The 18829-nt window shown below is 57.7% G+C and carries 26 protein-coding genes; 23 read left to right on the top strand and 3 right to left on the bottom strand.

All coding sequences use genetic code 11. From position 1 onward, the window contains the following. Positions 1-18 precede the first annotated feature (18 nt). The 23 genes from ATI02_RS27155 to ATI02_RS27045 all read left to right on the top strand — a co-directional run bounded on the left by ATI02_RS27155 (position 19) and on the right by ATI02_RS27045 (position 15965). Complete coding sequence (locus ATI02_RS27155; RefSeq protein ID WP_100847874.1) at positions 19-333, top strand: phage holin, lambda family; 315 nt, start codon at positions 19-21, stop codon at positions 331-333. 109 nt (positions 334-442) lie between these two features. Beyond that, positions 443-925 carry an NADPH-dependent FMN reductase family protein gene (locus ATI02_RS27150; RefSeq protein ID WP_100847873.1) on the top strand — a complete coding sequence of 161 codons (483 nt, stop codon included), beginning with the start codon at positions 443-445 and terminating at the stop codon, positions 923-925. Positions 926-1034: 109 nt separating this feature from the next. After that, positions 1035-1511, top strand: a complete 477-nt coding sequence (locus tag ATI02_RS27145) for a phage tail protein (RefSeq protein ID WP_100847872.1) — start codon at positions 1035-1037, stop codon at positions 1509-1511. Next, positions 1508-1963, top strand: a complete 456-nt coding sequence (locus ATI02_RS27140; protein ID WP_100848506.1) for a phage virion morphogenesis protein — start codon at positions 1508-1510, stop codon at positions 1961-1963. The genes ATI02_RS27145 and ATI02_RS27140 overlap by 4 nt, the downstream gene beginning before the upstream one ends. A gap of 241 nt (positions 1964-2204) precedes the next feature. Then, positions 2205-2468 carry a CopG family ribbon-helix-helix protein gene (locus ATI02_RS27135; protein WP_100847871.1) on the top strand — a complete coding sequence of 88 codons (264 nt, stop codon included), beginning with the start codon at positions 2205-2207 and terminating at the stop codon, positions 2466-2468. Continuing rightward, positions 2431-2721, top strand: a complete 291-nt coding sequence (locus tag ATI02_RS27130; protein ID WP_100847870.1) for a type II toxin-antitoxin system RelE/ParE family toxin — start codon at positions 2431-2433, stop codon at positions 2719-2721. The genes ATI02_RS27135 and ATI02_RS27130 overlap by 38 nt, the downstream gene beginning before the upstream one ends. Before the next feature lie 88 nt (positions 2722-2809). Continuing rightward, complete coding sequence (locus ATI02_RS27125; protein WP_100847869.1) at positions 2810-3382, top strand: phage baseplate assembly protein V; 573 nt, start codon at positions 2810-2812, stop codon at positions 3380-3382. After that, the gene (locus ATI02_RS27120) at positions 3379-3723 is read left to right on the top strand and encodes a GPW/gp25 family protein (protein ID WP_100847868.1); all 345 of its coding nucleotides are present in this window, start codon (positions 3379-3381) and stop codon (positions 3721-3723) included. The genes ATI02_RS27125 and ATI02_RS27120 overlap by 4 nt, the downstream gene beginning before the upstream one ends. Further along, positions 3720-4631 carry a baseplate assembly protein gene (locus ATI02_RS27115; protein ID WP_100847867.1) on the top strand — a complete coding sequence of 304 codons (912 nt, stop codon included), beginning with the start codon at positions 3720-3722 and terminating at the stop codon, positions 4629-4631. Before ATI02_RS27120 ends, ATI02_RS27115 begins: the two co-directional genes overlap by 4 nt. Then, positions 4631-5254 (top strand): phage tail protein I, encoded by a 624-nt coding sequence (locus ATI02_RS27110; protein ID WP_100847866.1) that lies wholly within the window; start codon positions 4631-4633, stop codon positions 5252-5254. The genes ATI02_RS27115 and ATI02_RS27110 overlap by 1 nt, the downstream gene beginning before the upstream one ends. Then, a complete protein-coding gene (locus ATI02_RS27105) occupies positions 5247-6533 on the top strand; it encodes a phage tail protein (RefSeq protein WP_100847865.1) in 1287 nt (428 codons plus the stop codon). Before ATI02_RS27110 ends, ATI02_RS27105 begins: the two co-directional genes overlap by 8 nt. 223 nt (positions 6534-6756) lie before the next feature. Further along, the gene (locus ATI02_RS27100) at positions 6757-7323 is read left to right on the top strand and encodes a tail fiber assembly protein (RefSeq protein WP_100847864.1); all 567 of its coding nucleotides are present in this window, start codon (positions 6757-6759) and stop codon (positions 7321-7323) included. A gap of 106 nt (positions 7324-7429) precedes the next feature. Continuing rightward, a complete protein-coding gene (locus ATI02_RS27095) occupies positions 7430-8599 on the top strand; it encodes a phage tail sheath protein (RefSeq protein WP_100847863.1) in 1170 nt (389 codons plus the stop codon). Positions 8600-8614: 15 nt separating this feature from the next. Continuing rightward, entirely contained in the window at positions 8615-9130 is a 516-nt protein-coding gene (locus ATI02_RS27090) for a phage major tail tube protein (RefSeq protein ID WP_100847862.1), read from the top strand. Between the two features lie 25 nt (positions 9131-9155). Further along, positions 9156-9485, top strand: a complete 330-nt coding sequence (locus tag ATI02_RS27085) for a phage tail assembly protein (RefSeq protein ID WP_100847861.1) — start codon at positions 9156-9158, stop codon at positions 9483-9485. An 8-nt stretch (positions 9486-9493) separates the two neighbouring features. Next, entirely contained in the window at positions 9494-9613 is a 120-nt protein-coding gene (locus ATI02_RS27080; protein ID WP_100847860.1) for a GpE family phage tail protein, read from the top strand. Further along, a complete protein-coding gene (locus ATI02_RS27075; RefSeq protein ID WP_100847859.1) occupies positions 9603-12161 on the top strand; it encodes a phage tail tape measure protein in 2559 nt (852 codons plus the stop codon). Before ATI02_RS27080 ends, ATI02_RS27075 begins: the two co-directional genes overlap by 11 nt. A 5-nt stretch (positions 12162-12166) precedes the next feature. Further along, complete coding sequence (locus ATI02_RS27070) at positions 12167-12607, top strand: phage tail protein (RefSeq protein WP_100847858.1); 441 nt, start codon at positions 12167-12169, stop codon at positions 12605-12607. After that, positions 12604-13872 carry a phage late control D family tail protein gene (locus ATI02_RS27065; RefSeq protein WP_100847857.1) on the top strand — a complete coding sequence of 423 codons (1269 nt, stop codon included), beginning with the start codon at positions 12604-12606 and terminating at the stop codon, positions 13870-13872. The genes ATI02_RS27070 and ATI02_RS27065 overlap by 4 nt, the downstream gene beginning before the upstream one ends. 18 nt (positions 13873-13890) lie before the next feature. Beyond that, positions 13891-14091: a Com family DNA-binding transcriptional regulator gene (locus ATI02_RS27060; protein ID WP_082228557.1), complete on the top strand. Its 201-nt coding sequence runs from the start codon at positions 13891-13893 to the stop codon at positions 14089-14091. 9 nt (positions 14092-14100) lie between these two features. After that, positions 14101-14904: a DNA cytosine methyltransferase gene (locus ATI02_RS27055; RefSeq protein ID WP_100847856.1), complete on the top strand. Its 804-nt coding sequence runs from the start codon at positions 14101-14103 to the stop codon at positions 14902-14904. Positions 14905-15136: 232 nt separating this feature from the next. Then, a complete protein-coding gene (locus ATI02_RS27050) occupies positions 15137-15448 on the top strand; it encodes a type II toxin-antitoxin system TacA family antitoxin (protein WP_100848505.1) in 312 nt (103 codons plus the stop codon). After that, entirely contained in the window at positions 15420-15965 is a 546-nt protein-coding gene (locus tag ATI02_RS27045) for a GNAT family N-acetyltransferase (RefSeq protein WP_100847855.1), read from the top strand. The genes ATI02_RS27050 and ATI02_RS27045 overlap by 29 nt, the downstream gene beginning before the upstream one ends. A gap of 559 nt (positions 15966-16524) precedes the next feature. On the opposite strand, the gene tnpC is transcribed toward ATI02_RS27045, so the two are convergent. Genes tnpC through tnpA form a run of 3 tightly spaced genes read right to left on the bottom strand, consistent with a single transcriptional unit; the run spans position 16525 to position 18750 of the window. Next, a complete protein-coding gene (tnpC, locus tag ATI02_RS27040; RefSeq protein ID WP_095188477.1) occupies positions 16525-18051 on the bottom strand; it encodes an IS66 family transposase in 1527 nt (508 codons plus the stop codon). Positions 18052-18100: 49 nt separating this feature from the next. Next, entirely contained in the window at positions 18101-18436 is a 336-nt protein-coding gene (gene tnpB / locus ATI02_RS32850) for an IS66 family insertion sequence element accessory protein TnpB (protein ID WP_157815118.1), read from the bottom strand. Continuing rightward, positions 18433-18750: an IS66-like element accessory protein TnpA gene (gene tnpA / locus ATI02_RS27030; RefSeq protein WP_095188479.1), complete on the bottom strand. Its 318-nt coding sequence runs from the start codon at positions 18748-18750 to the stop codon at positions 18433-18435. The genes tnpB and tnpA overlap by 4 nt, the downstream gene beginning before the upstream one ends. Between the last annotated feature and the right edge of the window lie 79 nt (positions 18751-18829).

Raw genomic sequence — 18829 nt, 5'->3', positions numbered from 1 at the left:
CTGATCATGGATGGAAGTATGTCTTACCGCCCCGACACCTGGGCTTGGCTCCCCGCTTGGCTCGAACAGAACTGGCCCGCTATTTACTCCGGTCTTCTAGCCCTGGTCATCGCGAGTCTTCGCGTGATCTATGGCGGCGGCACAGTGCGCCGCATGATGATTGAGGCTCCCCTTTGCGGCGCCCTCGCGCTGTCTGCCAGTCACGGGCTGGCGCTCCTAGAGATTCCGGCCTCGACTGCACCATTTTTCGGCGGAGTTATCGGGTTACTCGGCGTCGAAGGAACACGCGCTGCGGCCAAAAGAATTTTCAACCGAAAGGTAGACCAACTATGACGCTCCTCGTCCATTGTGACCGGGTGCAGGCGTTGTGCACCCTTCGAGTCAGTTCACTGCGCACCTATGAGGAATACGGTGACTGCCAATGCCGTCAGGCGGAGGCGACATGAGTCAAACACACAGAATTGCCTATCTCGATATCAGCCCGAGGCAAACAGGGAAAACCGAGCGACTCATTCAACATGCGAAGACTCACCTTGAGGCCGGCCAGCGTGTCTGCTTCGTCACCTTAACGGGGCTGGTTGAGGATACGCGGCGGCGCTTGCCGGGCGCTGCAATTCTGAAAGATGGCGAAGAGTTACCCACTGACGAAAATCCCGACGATGCAGTCTGGTTTTACGACGAATTCGACTGGCTGGATTCGATTGAAATCCGGCCCGGAGCCTACTATGCGACAACACCGAAACGCTTGCGAGAGGCGGGACTGCCTGTAGAAAACGACATGCTGTTAAGGCTGATTGCAGCCCACGGCGGGCACTACCGTAGATACACCTGGCCGTTCGATATGTCTCATATACTCAAGGAAGCTCGTTCGTCATACAGCCGTGAAGACTTCCGCCTGCTATACCTCGGCGAGTTCCTCAAATGATTACTCTCGAAGAGTCACCACGACGAATCGCCGGCGGCATGAACAAGCTCGCACGGGCAGCGTGCACCAGCCAAGTGTACATAGGCTACCAACATCGGCAGACCCAACCATGAACAAGCCCGATAGCCTGAAGGCCCATCTGCTCGCGACCGTGGCAGAACTCAAGCACAACCCCGACCGCCTGCTGATCTTCATCGACCACGGCAAGATCCGCTGCACCGCAGCGAAGACGCTGTCGTTCGAGTACAGCTTCGACCTACAGGTCATCCTCACCGACTTCGCCGGCCATCCCGACAGCGTCATGCTGCCGTTGCTTGGGTGGTTGAGCGTTTATCAGTCCGAGTTGCTGGAGAAGCCGAGTAAGGCCGCTGATGGCATCCAGTTCGAGGCCGACATTCTCGACAACAGCAAAGTTGATATGAGCTTGACGCTGCCCCTGACTGAGCGTGTGATGGTAGGCAAGGACGACCAGGGCAACACCACCATCCGCCATCCCGGCGAACCACAACGGGCTGCCAACTTCCTCGATCCGAACTGGATACCCGGCGCCCAAGGCACCGGTAGTGAATGGGTTCTGCCGAAATGACAAACCGACTGGAAGCATTGGAGGACTGGGCTGCGGGATTGCTCGGGCAGCTTGAACCGACATCGCGCAACAAACTGGCCCGCAGCATCGGCCAGGCCCTGCGTCGCAGTCAGCAACAGCGGATCATTGCTCAGCAGAACCCGGACGGCAGTAAGTATGCGCCACGCAAGCAACGCAACCTGCGCGGTAAACAGGGTCGGGTTAAGCGAAAAGTGAAGATGTTTCAGAAGTTGCGTAAGGCAAGCTTTCTTAAGGTGCAAGGCCATGGGAGTGCTATCAGCGTCGGGTTCACCGGTCGGATTGCCCGGATTGCTCGAGTGCATCAGTTCGGCTTAAAAGACCGGGCGGATCGCAGTGCTCCTAACGTGCGATACGAACAAAGGGAAGTCATCGGTTTCACCGAAGCAGATATTGATCTGATCCGCGATGGCCTGATACTCCATCTGACGTAGAAGTAATGAAACGGAAGTTCCGACGAACGGTAACCTAACCTTTCCGCAGGATAGGTTTGATACAAAACCCGGCTGTGTATGGCGTTTTTGAATTCAGACCCGGCTTCGCCCAGTGTTTACGGCACTAACAGAACCGACAAAAATACATAAATACAACAAAATTGTTGTTTATCTGCTCGGCTATAGTTTACAGTGTTGACACTAATGGCAACTGTATACAGATGCGAGAGAGGGATATATTATGGCTTCGCCTGTGCTGTCGTTTCGTGTCGAAGAGGTATTGGTCGAACAGCTTGACCAGTTGGCGGAAGCCACTGACCGTGACCGTCAATATCACCTAAAACGCGCCTTGGCCCGTTACGTTGAGTCCGAGTCTTGGCACATCAACGCAATCGCCGAAGGTATCGCTGACGCTGATGCAGGCAACCTCACAGATCTGAAAGCCGTTAAGGCTAAATGGGTGAATCGTGCCAAACATCGCATTGACGGACAAAGCGGACAGTGATCTAGAGTCGATTCATGAGTATTACGCAACTCGCATAGGGGCCGAGTCAGCGGACGGCGTAGTAGCTCAAATACTTGAGTCATTAGAACGACTAGAAACCTTTACAGGCTTGGGCAGACCCTCTCAAGCGCCAGACGTTAGAGAGTTGGTTCTGTCCAGATTCCCGTTTATTGCCCCTTATCGTGTGGTTGGGAACGAAGTACAGATTCTTCGTATCCTTCACGAACGCACCGAACGCTCCGAAGACTGGTGACCGTGATGTAGGGATATGAGTTTGTAGGTATCAACCCTACAAACCTCAAAAGCTGCACTCCCGCACGCGTGGCGCCACCATCGGCGCCATGAACGACTTAGCCACCCTCGCCCGCCTGATCGAAAACCTCATCCGCCTCGGCACCATCGCTGCCGTCCAGATGAAGCCCCCGCGCGTGCAGGTCAAAACCGGAACGCTCACCACCGGCTGGCTCCCATGGGTCGCTGCCCGAGCCGGCGCCGACCGCGAATGGAACCCACCCACCGAAGGCGAGCAAGTCATCCTATTCAGCCCCTCCGGCCAACTCGGCAACGGCATCGTCCTGACCGGCCTGTTCAGCGACAACATCCCGGCCAACGGCGACCGCGAAGGCCTGCACCGCTGCACCTACCGTGACGGCACCGTCATTGAGTACGACAGCATCGCGCACCACCTCAACGCCACGCTGGCCGAAGGCGGCACTACAAACTTGGTCAGCACGGGCGGCATCCACATCGTCGGCCCGATCACCCATGAGGGCGATTACACCCAGACCGGCAACCAGAACGTCACCGGCATGGTCACCGTGTCCGAAGATGTCATCGCAGCCGGCATCAGTCTGGTGAAGCACCTGCACGGGAATGTCATGCCCGGTAGCGCGAAAACGGGGAAACCGGAATGAACCGAGAAACCGGCGCAGCCCTCGGTTTGGTCGAACACATCACCCAGTCCATCACCGACATCCTGACCACCCGCATCGGCACCCGCGTCATGCGCCGCGAGTACGGCAGCCTCCTGCCCGAGTTAATTGATCAACCCTTCAACGACGTCACCCGCTTGCAGGTCTACGCCGCCACCGTCATGGCGCTGATGCGCTGGGAAACTCGCATCAGCCTCAATCGAGTGCAATTTGTCGGGGCAAATCTGCAAGGCCAAGCGTCACTGGATATTGAGGGCACTATTGTCGACAGCAACCAGCCGCTGAGCCTGAGCGTGACTCTGCAACTGGGGGGTAGCGTTTGAACACTTTCGTCGCCATCGACCTCGGCCAGCTCCCGGCCCCGCAAGTCGTTGAACAGATCGACTACGAGCAGATCCTCGCCGAGCGCAAGGCCTACGCCATCAGCCTCTGGCCGGTCGACCAACAGGCCCAGATTGCCGTCCGCCTCAACATGGAGTCGGAGCCGTTAACCAAGCTGCTTGAGGAAAATGCCTACCGCGAGATGATTTGGCGTCAGCGAGTCAACGAGGCGTCCGTGGCCAACATGCTGGCCTTGGCCAAGGGCACTGACCTCGAACAGCTTGCCGCCAACTTCAACGTGAAACGGCTGATTATTCAGGCCGCGAACCCGACAGCCGCCCCGCCAGTTCCCAGATTGATGGAAAGTGACGACAGCTTAAGGGAACGCGCCCAAATGGCCTGGGAAGGCCTCAGCACCGCCGGCCCGCGCAACAGCTACATCTTCCACGCCCGCTCCGTTGACGGTCAGGTCGCCGACGCCACCGCTGAAAGCCCCGCGCCGGCCGAAGCCGTCGTTACCGTGCAGTCGATTTTAGGGAATGGCACTGCATCGCAAACGCTGCTCGACAAGGTCAAAACCTACCTCAGCGACGATGACCGCCGGCCCGTTGCGGATCGCCTCACCGTTCAGAGTGCGAAGATCCTCAACTACCAGGTCAAAGCCAAGCTCTACCTGCTGACCAACGGCCCGGAAACCGAACTGATCCTCGCTGCCGCGGAAGCGCAGCTGCTCCAATTCGTCCATCAGCGTCGCCGTTTGGCGCTGGAGGTGTCCGAATCCATCGTCCACGCCGCGCTGCACGTCGAGGGCGTCCGCAAGGTCGTGCTGGAGAACTGGGTCGACATCGTCGCCACCAAATATCAGGCGCCCTACTGCACGCATGTCGATCTGTCGCTGGGGTTTGAGTGATGACCTACCAGCCACTTCTACCCCGCAATTCAACGCCACTGGAGTACCAAGCCGCGCAAGCGTTGGTGCAGATCCAACGCGTGCCCATTCCGCTGCGCACACTCTATAACCCTGACCAATGCCCCCTGCCCTTGCTGCCTTACCTGGCTTGGGCTTTTTCCGTAGATCGCTGGGACAGCAAATGGCCGGAATCCGCCAAGCGCGCAGCCTGCCGCGCGGCGTACTACGTCCACTCGCACAAGGGCACGATCGGCGCCTTACGCCGAGTGGTCGAACCGCTGGGATACCTGATTGAAATCGCTGAATGGTGGCAGACCATCCCACACGGCACACCCGGCACCTTCACCTTACGCATCGGCGTCCTCGACTCCGGCATCACCGAAGCCATGTACCAGGAACTGGTGTGGCTCATCGACGACGCCAAGCCCCTCACCCGCCACCTGACCGGCCTCGACATCATTCTCGAAACCCGACTCGACGCGTTCGTTGGTGTCGCCGTTTCCGACGGTGACGATATCGACGTGTACCCGTGGAACAACCCGGATATCGACGTTTCAGTCCGGGGCTACAGCGGCTTGAGCCTATACACCCTCGACGAACTGGATGTTTACCCCCATGGTTGATCAGAACTCTATTTTCGGCGGCATGCTCACGATGTTGGGCGCCGCCAAGAAAACCAACTGCGACGCCCTCGGCGTTCCGTGGCAGCCGAGCTATATGCTGATCGGTGACGCCAACGGCACCGACCCTGTGCCCAGTACGGCGCAAACCAAGCTGATCAATCAGCGATACCGCGCCCAACTCAACCAGTTGTACGTTTCAGCGACCGACGAAAACGTCCTCATCGCCGAGTTGGTACTTCCTCCGGATGTGGGTGGCTGGTGGATTCGCGAACTGGCACTCGAAGACGATGATGGCGTGTTCTCGGCAGTTGCCAACGTCGCGCCAAGCTACAAGCCGCTGCTCGTTCAAGGCTCCGGTCGAAACCAAGTGGTGCGTATGCACATCATCACCAGCGGTACGTCAAATATTCATCTGAAGATTGATCCGTCGGTGGTGATGGCTACCCGTGACTATGTTGATCGCTCGGTCCGCGCCGGGCCTGTTTTTACATCCGTGTCGTCTTCCAGAAGCCTGAAGCCCAATGAGCTGGGCATCGTTTTGATTGATGCCAGCGTTGCCCCGCTGTCCGTTGAGCTCCCCTCCGCCAACGCGGCCTTGGGCACCCGCGACGTCATCGTCCACCGCAAAGACAACAGCATCCACCGGTTAACGGTTAAAGCCTCCGAGAAAGACACCCTGAAATTTCACACTCATCTCAAGCCCTCGGGCTACCCGTTTCTCGTGTTGATGGGAGCAGGCGATTGGTGGCATTTGCGCAGCGACGGCGCCGGAAGTTGGTGGCCCGTCGGCCGCTTCGACAGTACGCCTTTGGGGCGCCCGGTTTTTGAAACCACCACGGTGTTCAACCCAGGTGGCTACGGCGCTTTAAACGGTCAGTTGCTCAAACGAGATGAATGGCCGTGGCTATGGGACCACGCTCAGCGCTCGGGAATGCTCTATCCGGACAAAGAGCGACGCATGGAAGGCGCATGGAGCAGTGGAGACGAAAAGAAAACGTTTCGCTCACCGGAGGCGCGAGGGGAATTTCTAAGGGTGCTCGATCAAGGTCGCTACGTCGAAAAAACCACACTTACCGGCATCGCCACAATAGGCAGCCCCGTCATCACTGAGGTAAGAGCGCAAACAACGCTCATACCCGGGATGCCATTTGAAGGCGGGACTTTTGCCCGTGGCACCAAAATAATTGCGGTGAGGGACTGGGAAATCGTCGTTTCATCAAAATCTGAATCAGAAGGCCCCGGTACCTGGAAAGTCGCGGGACGAGTGCCCGGCTCATAGACTTCTGACGCGTTCGAACAACACACCCATTCTGCTTCGCTCGGCGAAGGTACCGGCGACCATCTTTCCTTGGTCCCTGCATCGGTCGCGCGCGGGAGCGCACGTTTGCAGCACATCGTTTCTCACAACTTTTCGCCCCCCTACATCGGCCGTATAGGCGACGCCGAAACCCGTCCACGAAACATCGCCTACCCCGGCTGTATCAAGATGATTTGAGGTTCCAGTGATTACCTATTTGATAGACGACGCCGGCGCATTATCCGGCCCCGTAACATTTCCTCCCATTCCCGGTTTTGGCCCGCAAGTGCCCGGCAATGCAGTGCAACTGTCGAAAGCGCTTGCACCTGCGAAACTTGAACACGTCTGGGCCATGATTGATGGCAAACCTCAGCAGACTCGAGACTTGCGCGGATCAGTCTTTCGGACTGACGACGGCAGTGAACACACCTGGCACACGCTTGGGGATCTGCCCGAAGGCTTCACTCGCCAACCTCGACCCGGCGAACATTTCATCTGGAAAAGCGGTAAGTGGGCTCTCGACGAACCGGCTCAACGCGCTACTCAATCCATGCAGGCTTTCGATCGTCGAGACGAGTTATTACGCGAAGCACAGTTGCGCATTGCCCCGCTGCAATACGCTCAGCAGCTCGGTAGCGCGACGGACTCCGAAAAGGAATGGTTGGGAACGTGGATGCGCTACAGCGTTGAGCTCAACCGAATCGAACAGAAGAAACAGTTCCCCTACGTCATCGATTGGCCAACACCTCCTGACCAGCATCGACGCCGGTAGAGCTGCGTGCTGTATCCAACCTGACTACAACGCCCACTGCGTGAAGTAATCATCCTCCAGCGGCAACCTGTGCATCGACTTCACGCTCACCGCACAGGCCGCTTCCATGTCCGATTATCTTCACGGCGTCCGAGTCATCGAACTCAACGATGGCTCACGCCCGATCCGCACGATCCCGACCGCCGTCATCGGCATGGTTTGCACCGCCGATGATGCCGATGCCGCGACCTTTCCACTGGACACGCCGGTACTCATCAGCAGCGTTCAGAGCGCCATTGGCAAGGCCGGAGAAAAAGGTACGTTGGCCGTCAGCCTGCAAGCTATTGCCAATCAGACCAAACCCTACGTCATCGTCGTGCGCGTAAAGGAAGGTCAGGACGAAGCGGAAACGGCCAGCGCCTTGATCGGTACCACTACCGAGTCCGGCAAATACACCGGTATGAAAGCGCTGCTTGCCGCTAAATCCCGATTGGGATTGGTGCCGCGCATTCTGGGCGTGCCCGGACTCGACTCGCTGCCCGTGGCCACCGCCCTCACGGCACTTGCTCAACAATTACGCGCATTCGCCTACATCAGCGCCTGGGACTGCCAGACCAAAGAAGAGGCCGTTACTTACCGTCGCAACTTCGGGGCGCGAGAAGCCATGGTCATCTGGCCTGACTTCCTCAACTGGAACACCGCTACCAATAAGACTGTGAACGCAAGCGCGGTGGCCAATGCGCTAGGCCTGCGCGCCAAGATCGATCAGCAAACCGGCTGGCACAAAACCTTATCCAACGTCGCCGTGAATGGCGTCACCGGCATCAACGCCGACGTGTTCTGGGATCTGCAAAACCCGGTGACCGATGCCAACTACCTCAACGGCCACGAAGTCACCACGCTGATCAACGAGGGCGGCTTTCGGTTCTGGGGTAGCCGCACCTGCAGCGACGATCCGCAGTTCGCTTTCGAGAACTACACCCGCACCGCGCAAGTGTTGGCCGACACCATGGCCGGCGCGCAGATGTGGGCGATGGACAAGCCCATGCACGCCTCACTGGTGCGCGACATGATCGAGGCGGTCAACGCCGAATTTCGCACCAAGGTCGCGGCAGGGTATCTGGTCGGCGGGGGCTGCTGGTATCCCGAAGACATCAATACCAAAGACACCCTCAAGGCCGGCAAGCTCTGGCTGGATTATGACTACACGCCGATCCCGCCGCTGGAAGACCTGACCCTGCGTCAACGCATCACCGACCGCTACCTCATCAACTTCGCCAGCCAGATCAACCGCTAACCGGAGAACGGCGCCATGGCCCTGCCGCGCAAACTGAAAAACCTCAACCTGTTCAACGATGCCAACAGCTACGTCGGCGTGGTCAAGTCCGTCACCCTGCCGCCGCTCGGCCGCAAAATGGAGAGCTATCGCGGCGGCGGCATGAACGGCCCGGTCAAGGCTGACTTGGGTTTCTCCGACGACGGCATCCAGTTCGAATGGAAGACCGGCGGGATGGATCTGATCGCGCTGCGCCAGTTCGGCGCCGTGAATGCTTCAGGTATCGCCCTGCGTTTTGCCGGCGCCTTCCAGCAAGACGACACCGGCGATGTCAGTGCAGTGGAAGTAGTCATGCGCGGCCGTCACGAGACCATCGAGATGGGCGACAACCAACCTGGCGAAGACACCGAACACAGCATCACCACCACCTGCTCCTACTACAAGCTCATCGTCGATAACGAAGAAATCATCGAGATCGATCTGCTCAATTTCATCGAGAAAGTGAACGGCGTCGACATGCTCGAAAAGCAGCGTGCCGCGATCGGTCTCTGACCTTCCCAAACCTTTGGACACTCCCATGCAGACTACCGAAATACACGAAACCACCCCTTCTGCCGATGACAACAGCGTCACCCTCGACACACCCATCACTCGCGGCAAAACCACGATCGATACGCTCACTCTGCGCAAACCCCAATCGGGCGAACTGCGCGGCGTGCAGTTGATCGAGTTGCTGAACATGGACGTGGCAACCCTGATCAAGATCCTGCCGCGCATCACTTCACCCAGCATTACCGCGCCGGAAGCCGCCGGCATGGACCCGGCGGATCTGCTGGCCTGTGGCAGCAAGATTTCCGCTTTTTTGTTGCAGAAGTCGGCGAAGACGGATGTCTGCCTCGTTGCGTAGAGGACGCTATGGCTGACTTGGCGGTGGTCTTTCATTGGGCGCCAGCGGACATGGATTCGCTGGGCCTGCAAGAGCTGATGGAATGGCGCGAGCGCGCCAGGTTGCGGAGTGTCGTCGATGGCGAATGATCTGAAACTGCGGGTATTGCTGAGCGCCATCGATCAGGCCACTCGGCCACTGAGGGCGATCAACAACAGCAGCATCGGCGCAGCCCGTGCCTTGAAGGGCGCCCGCGACAAGCTCAAGGAACTCAACTCGCAGCAAAAAGATGTGAGCGCCTGGCGCTCGCAACGCGCGGCGGCCGAGATGACGGCACAGGCGCTGCAAGCAGCACGCAACAAAGTCCGAACGCTGAGTCAGCAAGTGGCTGCAACCGGCGCGCCGACCAAGGCCATGACACAAGATTTGCGCAATGCCGTCCGTGAAGCGCAGAAGCTCAAACAACAACACCAGCACAACAGCGAGCAGCTACAGCGACTTCGTACTCGGCTGCACGACGCCGGTCTCAGTACCAAAAATCTCAGCCAGCACGAACGTCGCCTGCGTGAGCAAACCGATGCTACTAATCAAAGCATCACTGAGCAGACCCGACGTTTGGCGGCATTGGCAGCTCAACAGCGCAGGCTGGCAGCGGCCCGTGCCGCACTACAAAATCAGCGAGATGTCGCCAGTTCAATGGCTGGAAAAGGTACGGCAGCGGCAGCGAGTGGAGGCGCGGCGCTGTATGCCGGCGCAAAGATGATCCTGCCCGGCATCGACTTCGACGCAAGCATGAGCAAAGTGCAAGCGATCACCCGCCTCGATCAAAACGCTCCCGAGCTATCGGATCTGCGCAAGCAGGCACGAGGGTTGGGCAGCTCCACACAATTCACTGCCGGCCAAGCCGCCGATGCTCAGGGGTTTCTGGGCATGGCCGGCTTCCAGCCGAAAGCAATCAAAGCCGCCATGCCCGGCATGCTCGACCTCGCCTCTGCCGGCGGTACTGAGTTGGCCCAGACCGCCGATATCGCTTCAAACATTCTCTCCGGACTCGGCATGGATGCCGAGCACATGAGCAAACTGGGCGACGTACTCGTTGGCACGTTTACCCGCTCCAACACCAATTTGCAGATGCTCGGCGAAACCATGAAATACGCCGCGCCAATGGCCAAGACCTACGGCGTCGAGCTGGAAACCGCCGCCGCGATGGCCGGCAAATTGGGTGATGCAGGTTTGCAAGGCAGCATGGGCGGCACGGCCCTGAGTTCGATCATGAACCGCTTGGCAGCGCCGCCCAAAGCTGCAGAAAAAGCACTCGCACAATTGCAGATCAGCACTGCTGATGCTCACGGCAACTTGCGGAAAATGCCGGACATTCTCAAAGAGATTCACGACAAAACCAAAGACTTGGGCACTGCGAAAAAAGGTGGGCTGTTCAAGGCCATTGCCGGTGAAGAAGCCGTCAAAGGCATGGCCCAATTGGTGGATCAGGCCGGCAATGGTGAGCTGCAAAAACTGATTACCAGCCTGCGTGAAAGCCAAGGCGAAGCGGCTCGCACCGCCAAAGTCATGGCTGACAATTTGAAAGGCGACCTGACGACGTTAGGCAGTGCCTGGCAGGATCTGGGCATTGAATTGCAGGATCAGCAGGACGGGCCTTTACGGTCTCTGATCCAATCCCTCACGGAGGTTATTCGTGGAGTAAAAAGCTGGGCCGCCGAGCATCCAGAACTAGCGGCGGCCATTGTAAAAACCGTAGCAATCATCGCGGGGCTAGCGGTGGTACTCGGCGGCCTGATGGTGACGGTCGCCGGTGTCATGCTGCCCTTTGTGGCGTTACGACTCATGTTCCTGAGCTTGGGGATTCGCCTCCCTAGCCTGATCAGCCTGTTGTGGAGTCTTGGTCGCAAGGTACTGCCGTTTGTGGGTAAAGCGCTGCTACTGATAGGGCGCGCGCTGATGTTGAATCCCATCGGCTTGGCCATCACCGCTATTGCCGGCGCCGCCTATCTGCTCTATGAAAACTGGGACGCGGTAAAGCTCTACTTCACCGACGCCTGGAAAGAGATCAAAGCAGGTTTCAACAGTGGCACGACCGGAATCCTCAAGACCCTGATCAACTTCAGCCCCATTGGTTTGCTTTATCAGGCCTTCGCGACCGTCATGAAATACCTTGGCATTGAGCTGCCCGGCCGGTTTACCGAGTTCGGCGGGCTGATTATCGACGGGCTGGTTAAAGGGCTGAAGGCCGGGATCGGCGAGCTGCGAAATGTCATGGGCGATATCGGCGACTCCACCATTGGCTGGTTCAAGGAAAAGCTCGGTATCAACAGCCCTTCCCGCGTCTTTGCCGAGTTGGGCGGTTTTACCATGGCCGGCCTCGCTCAAGGACTGGAGCGTCATCAGCGTCAACCGATCGGCGTGCAGAGCGGGTTGACTCAGCGACTCAACGACACAACCAAAGCGATCAGCTTTATGCCGGGCGCGAGAAACCATTTGCTGACCGTCGACAACCGGTCTCCGCTTCAACCTACATCGCCATCGATTCGCAACAGCCACGATAGTTACGAGATCAACATCCACCCTGCCCCGGGCATGGATCCGTTGGCGATTGGTCGTGCGGTACGCGCCGAGATGACCCGCATCCAGTACGAGAAAGAAGCCCGTCAACGCAGCCGTTTGGCCGACCTGGAGTAACGCCCATGATGCTTGCCCTGGGCATGTTCGTCTTCAGCCTCACGACCGCTGCTTACCAAGCCCTGCAACGCCAGACCGAATGGCGCCACGCGAGCAGCAACCGTGTCGGCGCGGCACCTGCCCGGCAGTTTTTGGGCCGAGGTGACGACTCGATCACCCTGCCCGGCGTCATCCTGCCGGAACTGGCCGGCAGCGCGCTCAGCCTCGATGCACTGCGGCTGATGGCCAACACCGGTAAAGCTTGGCCGATGGTCGAAGGCAGCGGCCGGATCTACGGCTTGTGGATCATCGAGAGCCTGAGCGAAACCAAGACACTGTTTTTCCGTGACGGCACACCGCGGCGTATTGAATTCACAGTGAGTCTCAAGCGCATCGATGACGACCGTATCGATCTGATCGGCACCGGGACCAGCGTGGGCATCAGCATCATGAGGGCACTGCTGTGATCGACGTCGCCCTCTCCCGCGTCACCGGTTATCTGGACAAGGCACTTTCACGTTACCAGAGCGAAGCCGCGTATCCAGTGCCGGCATTCCGCATCACTGTGGACAGCAACGACATCGCCCAGATGATCAGCCCGCGCCTGATGAGCCTGGACCTCACCGACAATCGCGGCATTGAAGCCGACCAGCTCAGCATCACCCTCAGCGATCATGACGGGCTGCTGGCCATCCCTCCCACAGGCGCGCTAATTCGGCTGTGGCTGGGCTGGAGCGACACCGGCCTGATCGACAAAGGCACCTACACCGTAGATGAAACCGAACACTCCGGCACGCCCGATGTGCTGACTATTCGCGCTCGATCCGCCGATTTACGTAAGAGTCTGAAGACCAAGCGCGAACGCAGTTGGAGCAACACCACCCTCGGCGGCGTACTGGGTGATGTCGCCTTGGGGAATGGATTGACCAGTAACGTCGCCGGCTCACTCGATGGCCTACCCATCCTGCAGCTCGACCAGGCCAACGAATCCGACGCCAATCTGATCAGCCGCATCGGCGAAGAATTCGATGCCGTCGTCACCGTCAAGGCTGGCTGCCTGTTGTGTCTGCCGGCCGGCGGCGGAAAGACCGCCAGCGGTGCCGAACTGCCCCACATCACCCTGACTCGCACGGACGGCGACCAACACCGCTACCTGCAAGCCGACCGCGACAGTTACGACGGCGTACGCGCCTATTTCTACGACGTGAACAGCGCCGAAAAACAACATGCCATCGCGGGTGGCGGCGAAAACCTCAAGGATCTGCGCCACACGTACAGCGATCGGCAATCGGCCCTACGCGCCGCCCGCGCCGAGTTCAACCGACTGCAACGCGACAGCGCGACGCTCAGTTACGTCTTGGCCGTGGGTAGACCGGAACTGATCCCGGAGCTGACTTACACGCTCGAAGGCGTGAAACCCGAAATCGACGAAATCGTCTGGTACGGGGGCAACGTGCAGCACTCCCTCAGCGCAGACAGCGGCTACATCGTCAGTCTGGAACTTGAGAGCAAATTACCGGAGGACACAATCGAGGCATTGGCTGAGGAGAACAAAGACGACTTCACAGGCGTCATCGCGTACTACCGAGACAAGAAGACCGGAGCGCAGAAGCCGGTAACGACTGGCGAACAGCGCAAGCCAAAACGCTTACGTTGGCTGTACGCCACTGAGAGCACCGCCAAACGTGCGGCGGATCGCGAATGGAAAAAGCTCCAACGAGAAAAACCATGACCCATCAAGGACGATTTCATGCAGGACATACGCTGCGGCCATTGCTGCCGCAAACTCGCCGCCGCCAGCGGCTTCACTGAATTACAGATCAAGTGCCCGCGCTGCCGGACACTCAACCACCTGAAGGCCCCGAGCCTCCCCCCAGCGTGCCGCGAGCATCCAGAACAGCGAGTTCCTGAATGCCCCAACCCACCCTTGGCAGCCTGTTCGCAGGCATAGGAGGCTTTGATGTCGGATTTTGAAAACGCGGGATACTGCAGCGCCTGGCAAGTTGAACTCAACCCCAGCAACCGGGCTGTGCTTGCCGATCGATTTCCCCACGCACAGCAATTTGAAGACGTGCGCCAATGCGGCGCCCACAACCTCTGTTCGGTCGATGTCCTCACTGCAGGGTTTCCCTGCCAGGACATCAGCATCGCCGGCGCCCGAGAAAGTAATCGGGACACCCGAGGACTACGAGGCGAGCGCAGCGGATTGTTTTGGGAAGTCATACGAATCCTCAAGGAAATTCAACCTCGCTGGGTGGTGCTTGAGAACGTCGTTAACCTGCTCGCTGTCAACGATAGCCACGACTTTGAAACAGTCATCCGGGCCCTTGCGGACTGCGGGTATGTGGGATTTTGGCGAGTGCTTAATGCTCAATATTTCGGAGTCCCCCAGCAACGTCGTCGAATATTCCTGGTCGCAGGTTTTGGACGAATGCCCCCCTTCGAGTTCCTGGCTGACGCCGCGCCAGTGGACGCAATACCTCCAGCGTCTCAATCGCAGCAGTGGCCACGCCCCGCGGATGCCTGGGCTGCCAATACTTTACTGGCGAGCAAAGCCGGATCCCAGATCGCTATGGGCTGTACCACTCTCGTCGCTCACCCGAACGGATGGGATCAGATGGCTCAGCGGCAGCGAGCGGCTGAAGATGATGGGATTTGCCTCGGACTGGATGCGGCCAACCTTGCAGAGGCTTTCAGTGCCGGAAATGCCGTTGTTACGCAGGTGGCGGAGTGGGTTGGGCGAAATCTGATCGGAGCCGGCTGAATCACTAGCCGTACGGATATTACCCGTACGGGGATTGACTATCCCCGTACGTACGGCTATCATCCGTACCGCTAGCAAGAAAAATAACATGGAATGTTAATGCAATTATTAGAGCCCACCACTGAGAGGATCATCATGGCGAACAAAAGGCCCAACAAGGCCGCAAATCGAAAATGACACTAACTACACTTATAAGGAACTCAAACCCGCAGGAAAACTAATGGTGCACAGCATGACTACTTTAGAAGAAACACTTAAATCTACGAAAAGCGCACGACTTGAAATCAAAACAACTGACTTTGCAAAGGAACTCATTAAAAGAGCCGCGACACTCCAAGGATTAGACATGACGTCTTTTATAATTGCATCAGCCTTTGAAAAAGCAGAAGCAGTTATAGAAAGCCACAATAGAATTGAAGCTTCAGAACGAGCATTTGCTCGGATACGAAATATCCTCCTAGAGGATGAAACCGCAGCGCCTTCAGAAGCGCTACTTAGACTAATGCGAGGACAACATGAAGACCGAAGAGACGCCAACATGTGAAATTGACCGCAACCTGCTTGTCAATTGCGAAAAATATAAATACCCCAAAACTTTCAGTTGCGGAGTTAACGTAATCGACTCGTACTTCAAGAGCAGCCTTAAACGTGCTCTTAAACACGAGAACTTTAGTGCAATTGGTGCCATCAGCCCTGCTTTGGAAGTCGTAGGGTTCTGCACTCTGACCGTGTCCGATATCGAAAAGGTATTGGCTCAGAACGGCATCGATGACACCAACTTGCCTTCGCGTATCCCCGTCATACGGTTGGTGATGATTGGGGTCGACGAAAAATATCAGGGTTGGGGCATAGGCCAAAAACTCCTGTTGGAAGCGTTCAAGCAAGCGGCTCGGATTCACCAGGAAATCCCGATCAAGGGGATCTATCTTGATGCAGCCCCTACCGCCGTCTCATTTTATGAGGAGCTTGGGTTTAAGATCATTGGCGAGCCAGATGAGAATCAAAGTACGCCAATGCTGATCGGTATCAAAGTGATCCTGAAGGCTATTGCTGCCTCTTAGCGTCAATCTTTGATTCGCCTGCACAGATAAGCGCAGGCTTGCCTATGTCGCTATCAATGTAACTCTGTTGGCCAGAATTCCACTGATAGCGAAGCCAAGCAATATCTTCTGTGTGACCTTTCATATCGAGAGGTCACACAGTCTTCTCCCCGCAGCACCAACACGTGAGCGCCGGCATGTTAACCCAGAAACTGCAGTTCTAAGACTACTCTTTAGGTTTCTCACGTATCGGGATCGATCGTTTTGGTAAACCGTTATTCTGTCAGATTAAGTGCGAAAGAGATGCCAACTCAAACGGTCATCCGAAGACAAAAATAACGTTGCAAGGGTGCGCAAAGATTCATACCATGAACGCACGTCAATGTAGCCAGTGATGCACCAAGTCTCGGTTGCAACCCGAGCCTTACAAAAAAGACCGCCCCGCAAAGGCGGTTTTTTTTCGCCTGCCGTTTGAAGATACGGTGTCAACGATTTCCCAAGCATGGCTTTTGAGGCACGCGATCAAGCTTGGCGCAGGTTTCGAGATAAGTAAGCGTATGGGGAATACGCCTTGCGTAGATCAGCCAGGCATCCATTGATGCGGCAGTAGATGCTCGATCTCACTGGCTTTCTGCGTCGGCAATCGCGTCAGTACATCCTTGAGATACGCGTACGGATCATGCCCGTTCATGCGTGCCGACTGGATCAAACTCATGATCGCTGCCGCTCGTTTGCCACTGCGCAGAGACCCTGCGAACAACCAATTGGAGCGCCCAAGCGCCCATGGCCTGATCGTGTTCTCCACCGGGTTGTTGTCGATGGGCACGGCACCATCATCCAGGTAGCGCGTCAGCGCTACCCAGCGTTTCAAGCTGTAATCCAGAGCCTTGGTCGTGGCCGAGCCCTCGGGCACGAGGTCGCGCTGAGCCAGCATCCACTCATGTAATTTCTGTGCAATGGGCACCGCTATTTCTTGGCGTAATCGCCATCGTTCTTCATCACTTATGTCTTTGGCCTGCCGTTCAACTTCGTACAGCCCGCCGATTGAGTGCAGCGCTTGCTCGGCCAACTGGCTTTTGTTCGTCACATGCAGGTCGAAGAACTTACGGCGGGCATGCGCCATGCAGCCGATTTCGGTGATGCCCAGCTCGAAGCTGGCCTTGTAACCCGCGAAGTCATCACAGACCAGCTTGCCGTTCCACGTGCCAAGGAAGTTCCGTGCATGTTCGCCAGCACGGCTGGGGCTGAAGTCGTAGACAACGGCCTTCAGTGCCGAGAACGGCGTGGTGCAATAAGCCCAGACATAAGCTCGGTGCGTTTTCTTCTCGCCGGGCGCCAGCATCTGCACCGGCGTTTCATCGGCATGCACGACTCGCTGAGCCAGCACCGCTTCGCGCAGTGCATCCACCAGCGGTTGTAGCTGTACGCCAGTTTGGCCCACCCACTGAGCCAGCGTTGAACGCGGGATCGCCAGGCCTGCACGGCCAAAGATCTTTTCTTGCCGGTACAGCGGCAGATGATCAGCGAATTTGGCCACCATCACATGCGCCAGCAGGCCTGCGGTCGGGATGCCCTTGTCGATCACCTGGGCCGGCACCGGTGCTTGGATCAGTGTTTCGCACTGGCGGCAGGCCCACTTTCCACGTACATGCTGCTCAACGGTAAACACGCCCGGCGTGTAATCCAGCTTCTCGCTGACGTCTTCGCCGATGCGCTGAAGCTGACACCCGCAGACACACTGGGTGTTCTCTGGCTCGTGACGAATGACGGTACGTGGGAACTGCGGCGGCAGCGGCGCGCGCTTGGGTTTTTGGCGGGTTTCGTCCGACGTTGGGGCGGGACGAAGCGCGTTCAGTTCTGCCTCGATAGCCTCAAGGTCAGTGGTGAGCAGGTCATCGAGCAAGTTGCCTTGCGCCAGGCTGATCTGTTCGCTGCGCTTGGCGAACTTGTGCCGCTTGAGGATGGCAATCTCGTGAGAGAGCTGCTCGATGATCGTCTCGTCACGATGGATTTTTCGGCCCATGGTGTCGACCTTCGACAGCAACTGCGCAGCGAGTGCGCGCAGTTGTTCGGGTGTCATTTGGTCGAGATTGGGAGAGGAAGTCATGCCGTGGATTTTACCAAAGCGATCCACCTGCCACAGCTGAAAAGCAAGGCTAAATCATTGTGATTGCGCCGTTAGCGCCAACTCGCTGCCATGGCAAACCGAGCACCAGCGCTTGAAGTTGTTCAGCGTCGAGCCCGACTTCCAAACCGCGATGAGTGCCAGGCCAGTGAAACTTGCCTTGGTTCAAACGCCGTGCGGCAAGCCAGATGCCCACGCCATCGTGCACCAGCACCTTCATCCGGTTGGCCCGGCGGTTGGCGAACAGATAAGCGCAGTGCGGCTTCGCCGCACCGAACACGGCGACCACGCGGGCCAACGCAGTTTCGGTGCCGGCGCGCATGTCCATGGGCTCAGTGGCGAGCCAGATGGCGTCGATGCGTATCATTGCGAGAGGCTGCGGATAAAACGTGCGCAGCCGTCCGGGTCGGTGATGGGCCATTTGACCGTGATGGCTTTGTCGCCCAGCGGCAGTGCGATCACCACCGCTTCATCAGCGTGCCGTTTAGGCATTGGTTGCAGCGGTACAAACGCGGGAAGTGGCGCGACAGGTTTATCACGGTAAATCGGCAGCCACTTGCGAATCACGTTGGCATTGATGCCGTGGCTGATGGCGACGCTGGAAACTGAGGCACCGGGTTTCAGGCATTCCTGCACAACCTGGGCCTTGAAGGGTTTGGGATAGGAGCTTCGTTGGCGCATGGAAATCCTGGCGATAAGGGTGATCGCGTCCGCTTAAAAATAGGCGGACACCATCGCCCTTAATTCCGGATTTCTGAAG

It is taken from the genome of Pseudomonas baetica (assembly GCF_002813455.1).
In the GTDB taxonomy this organism is placed as follows: Bacteria; Pseudomonadota; Gammaproteobacteria; order Pseudomonadales; family Pseudomonadaceae; genus Aquipseudomonas; species Aquipseudomonas baetica.
This window is presented reverse-complemented; position numbering and strand designations above follow the sequence as displayed.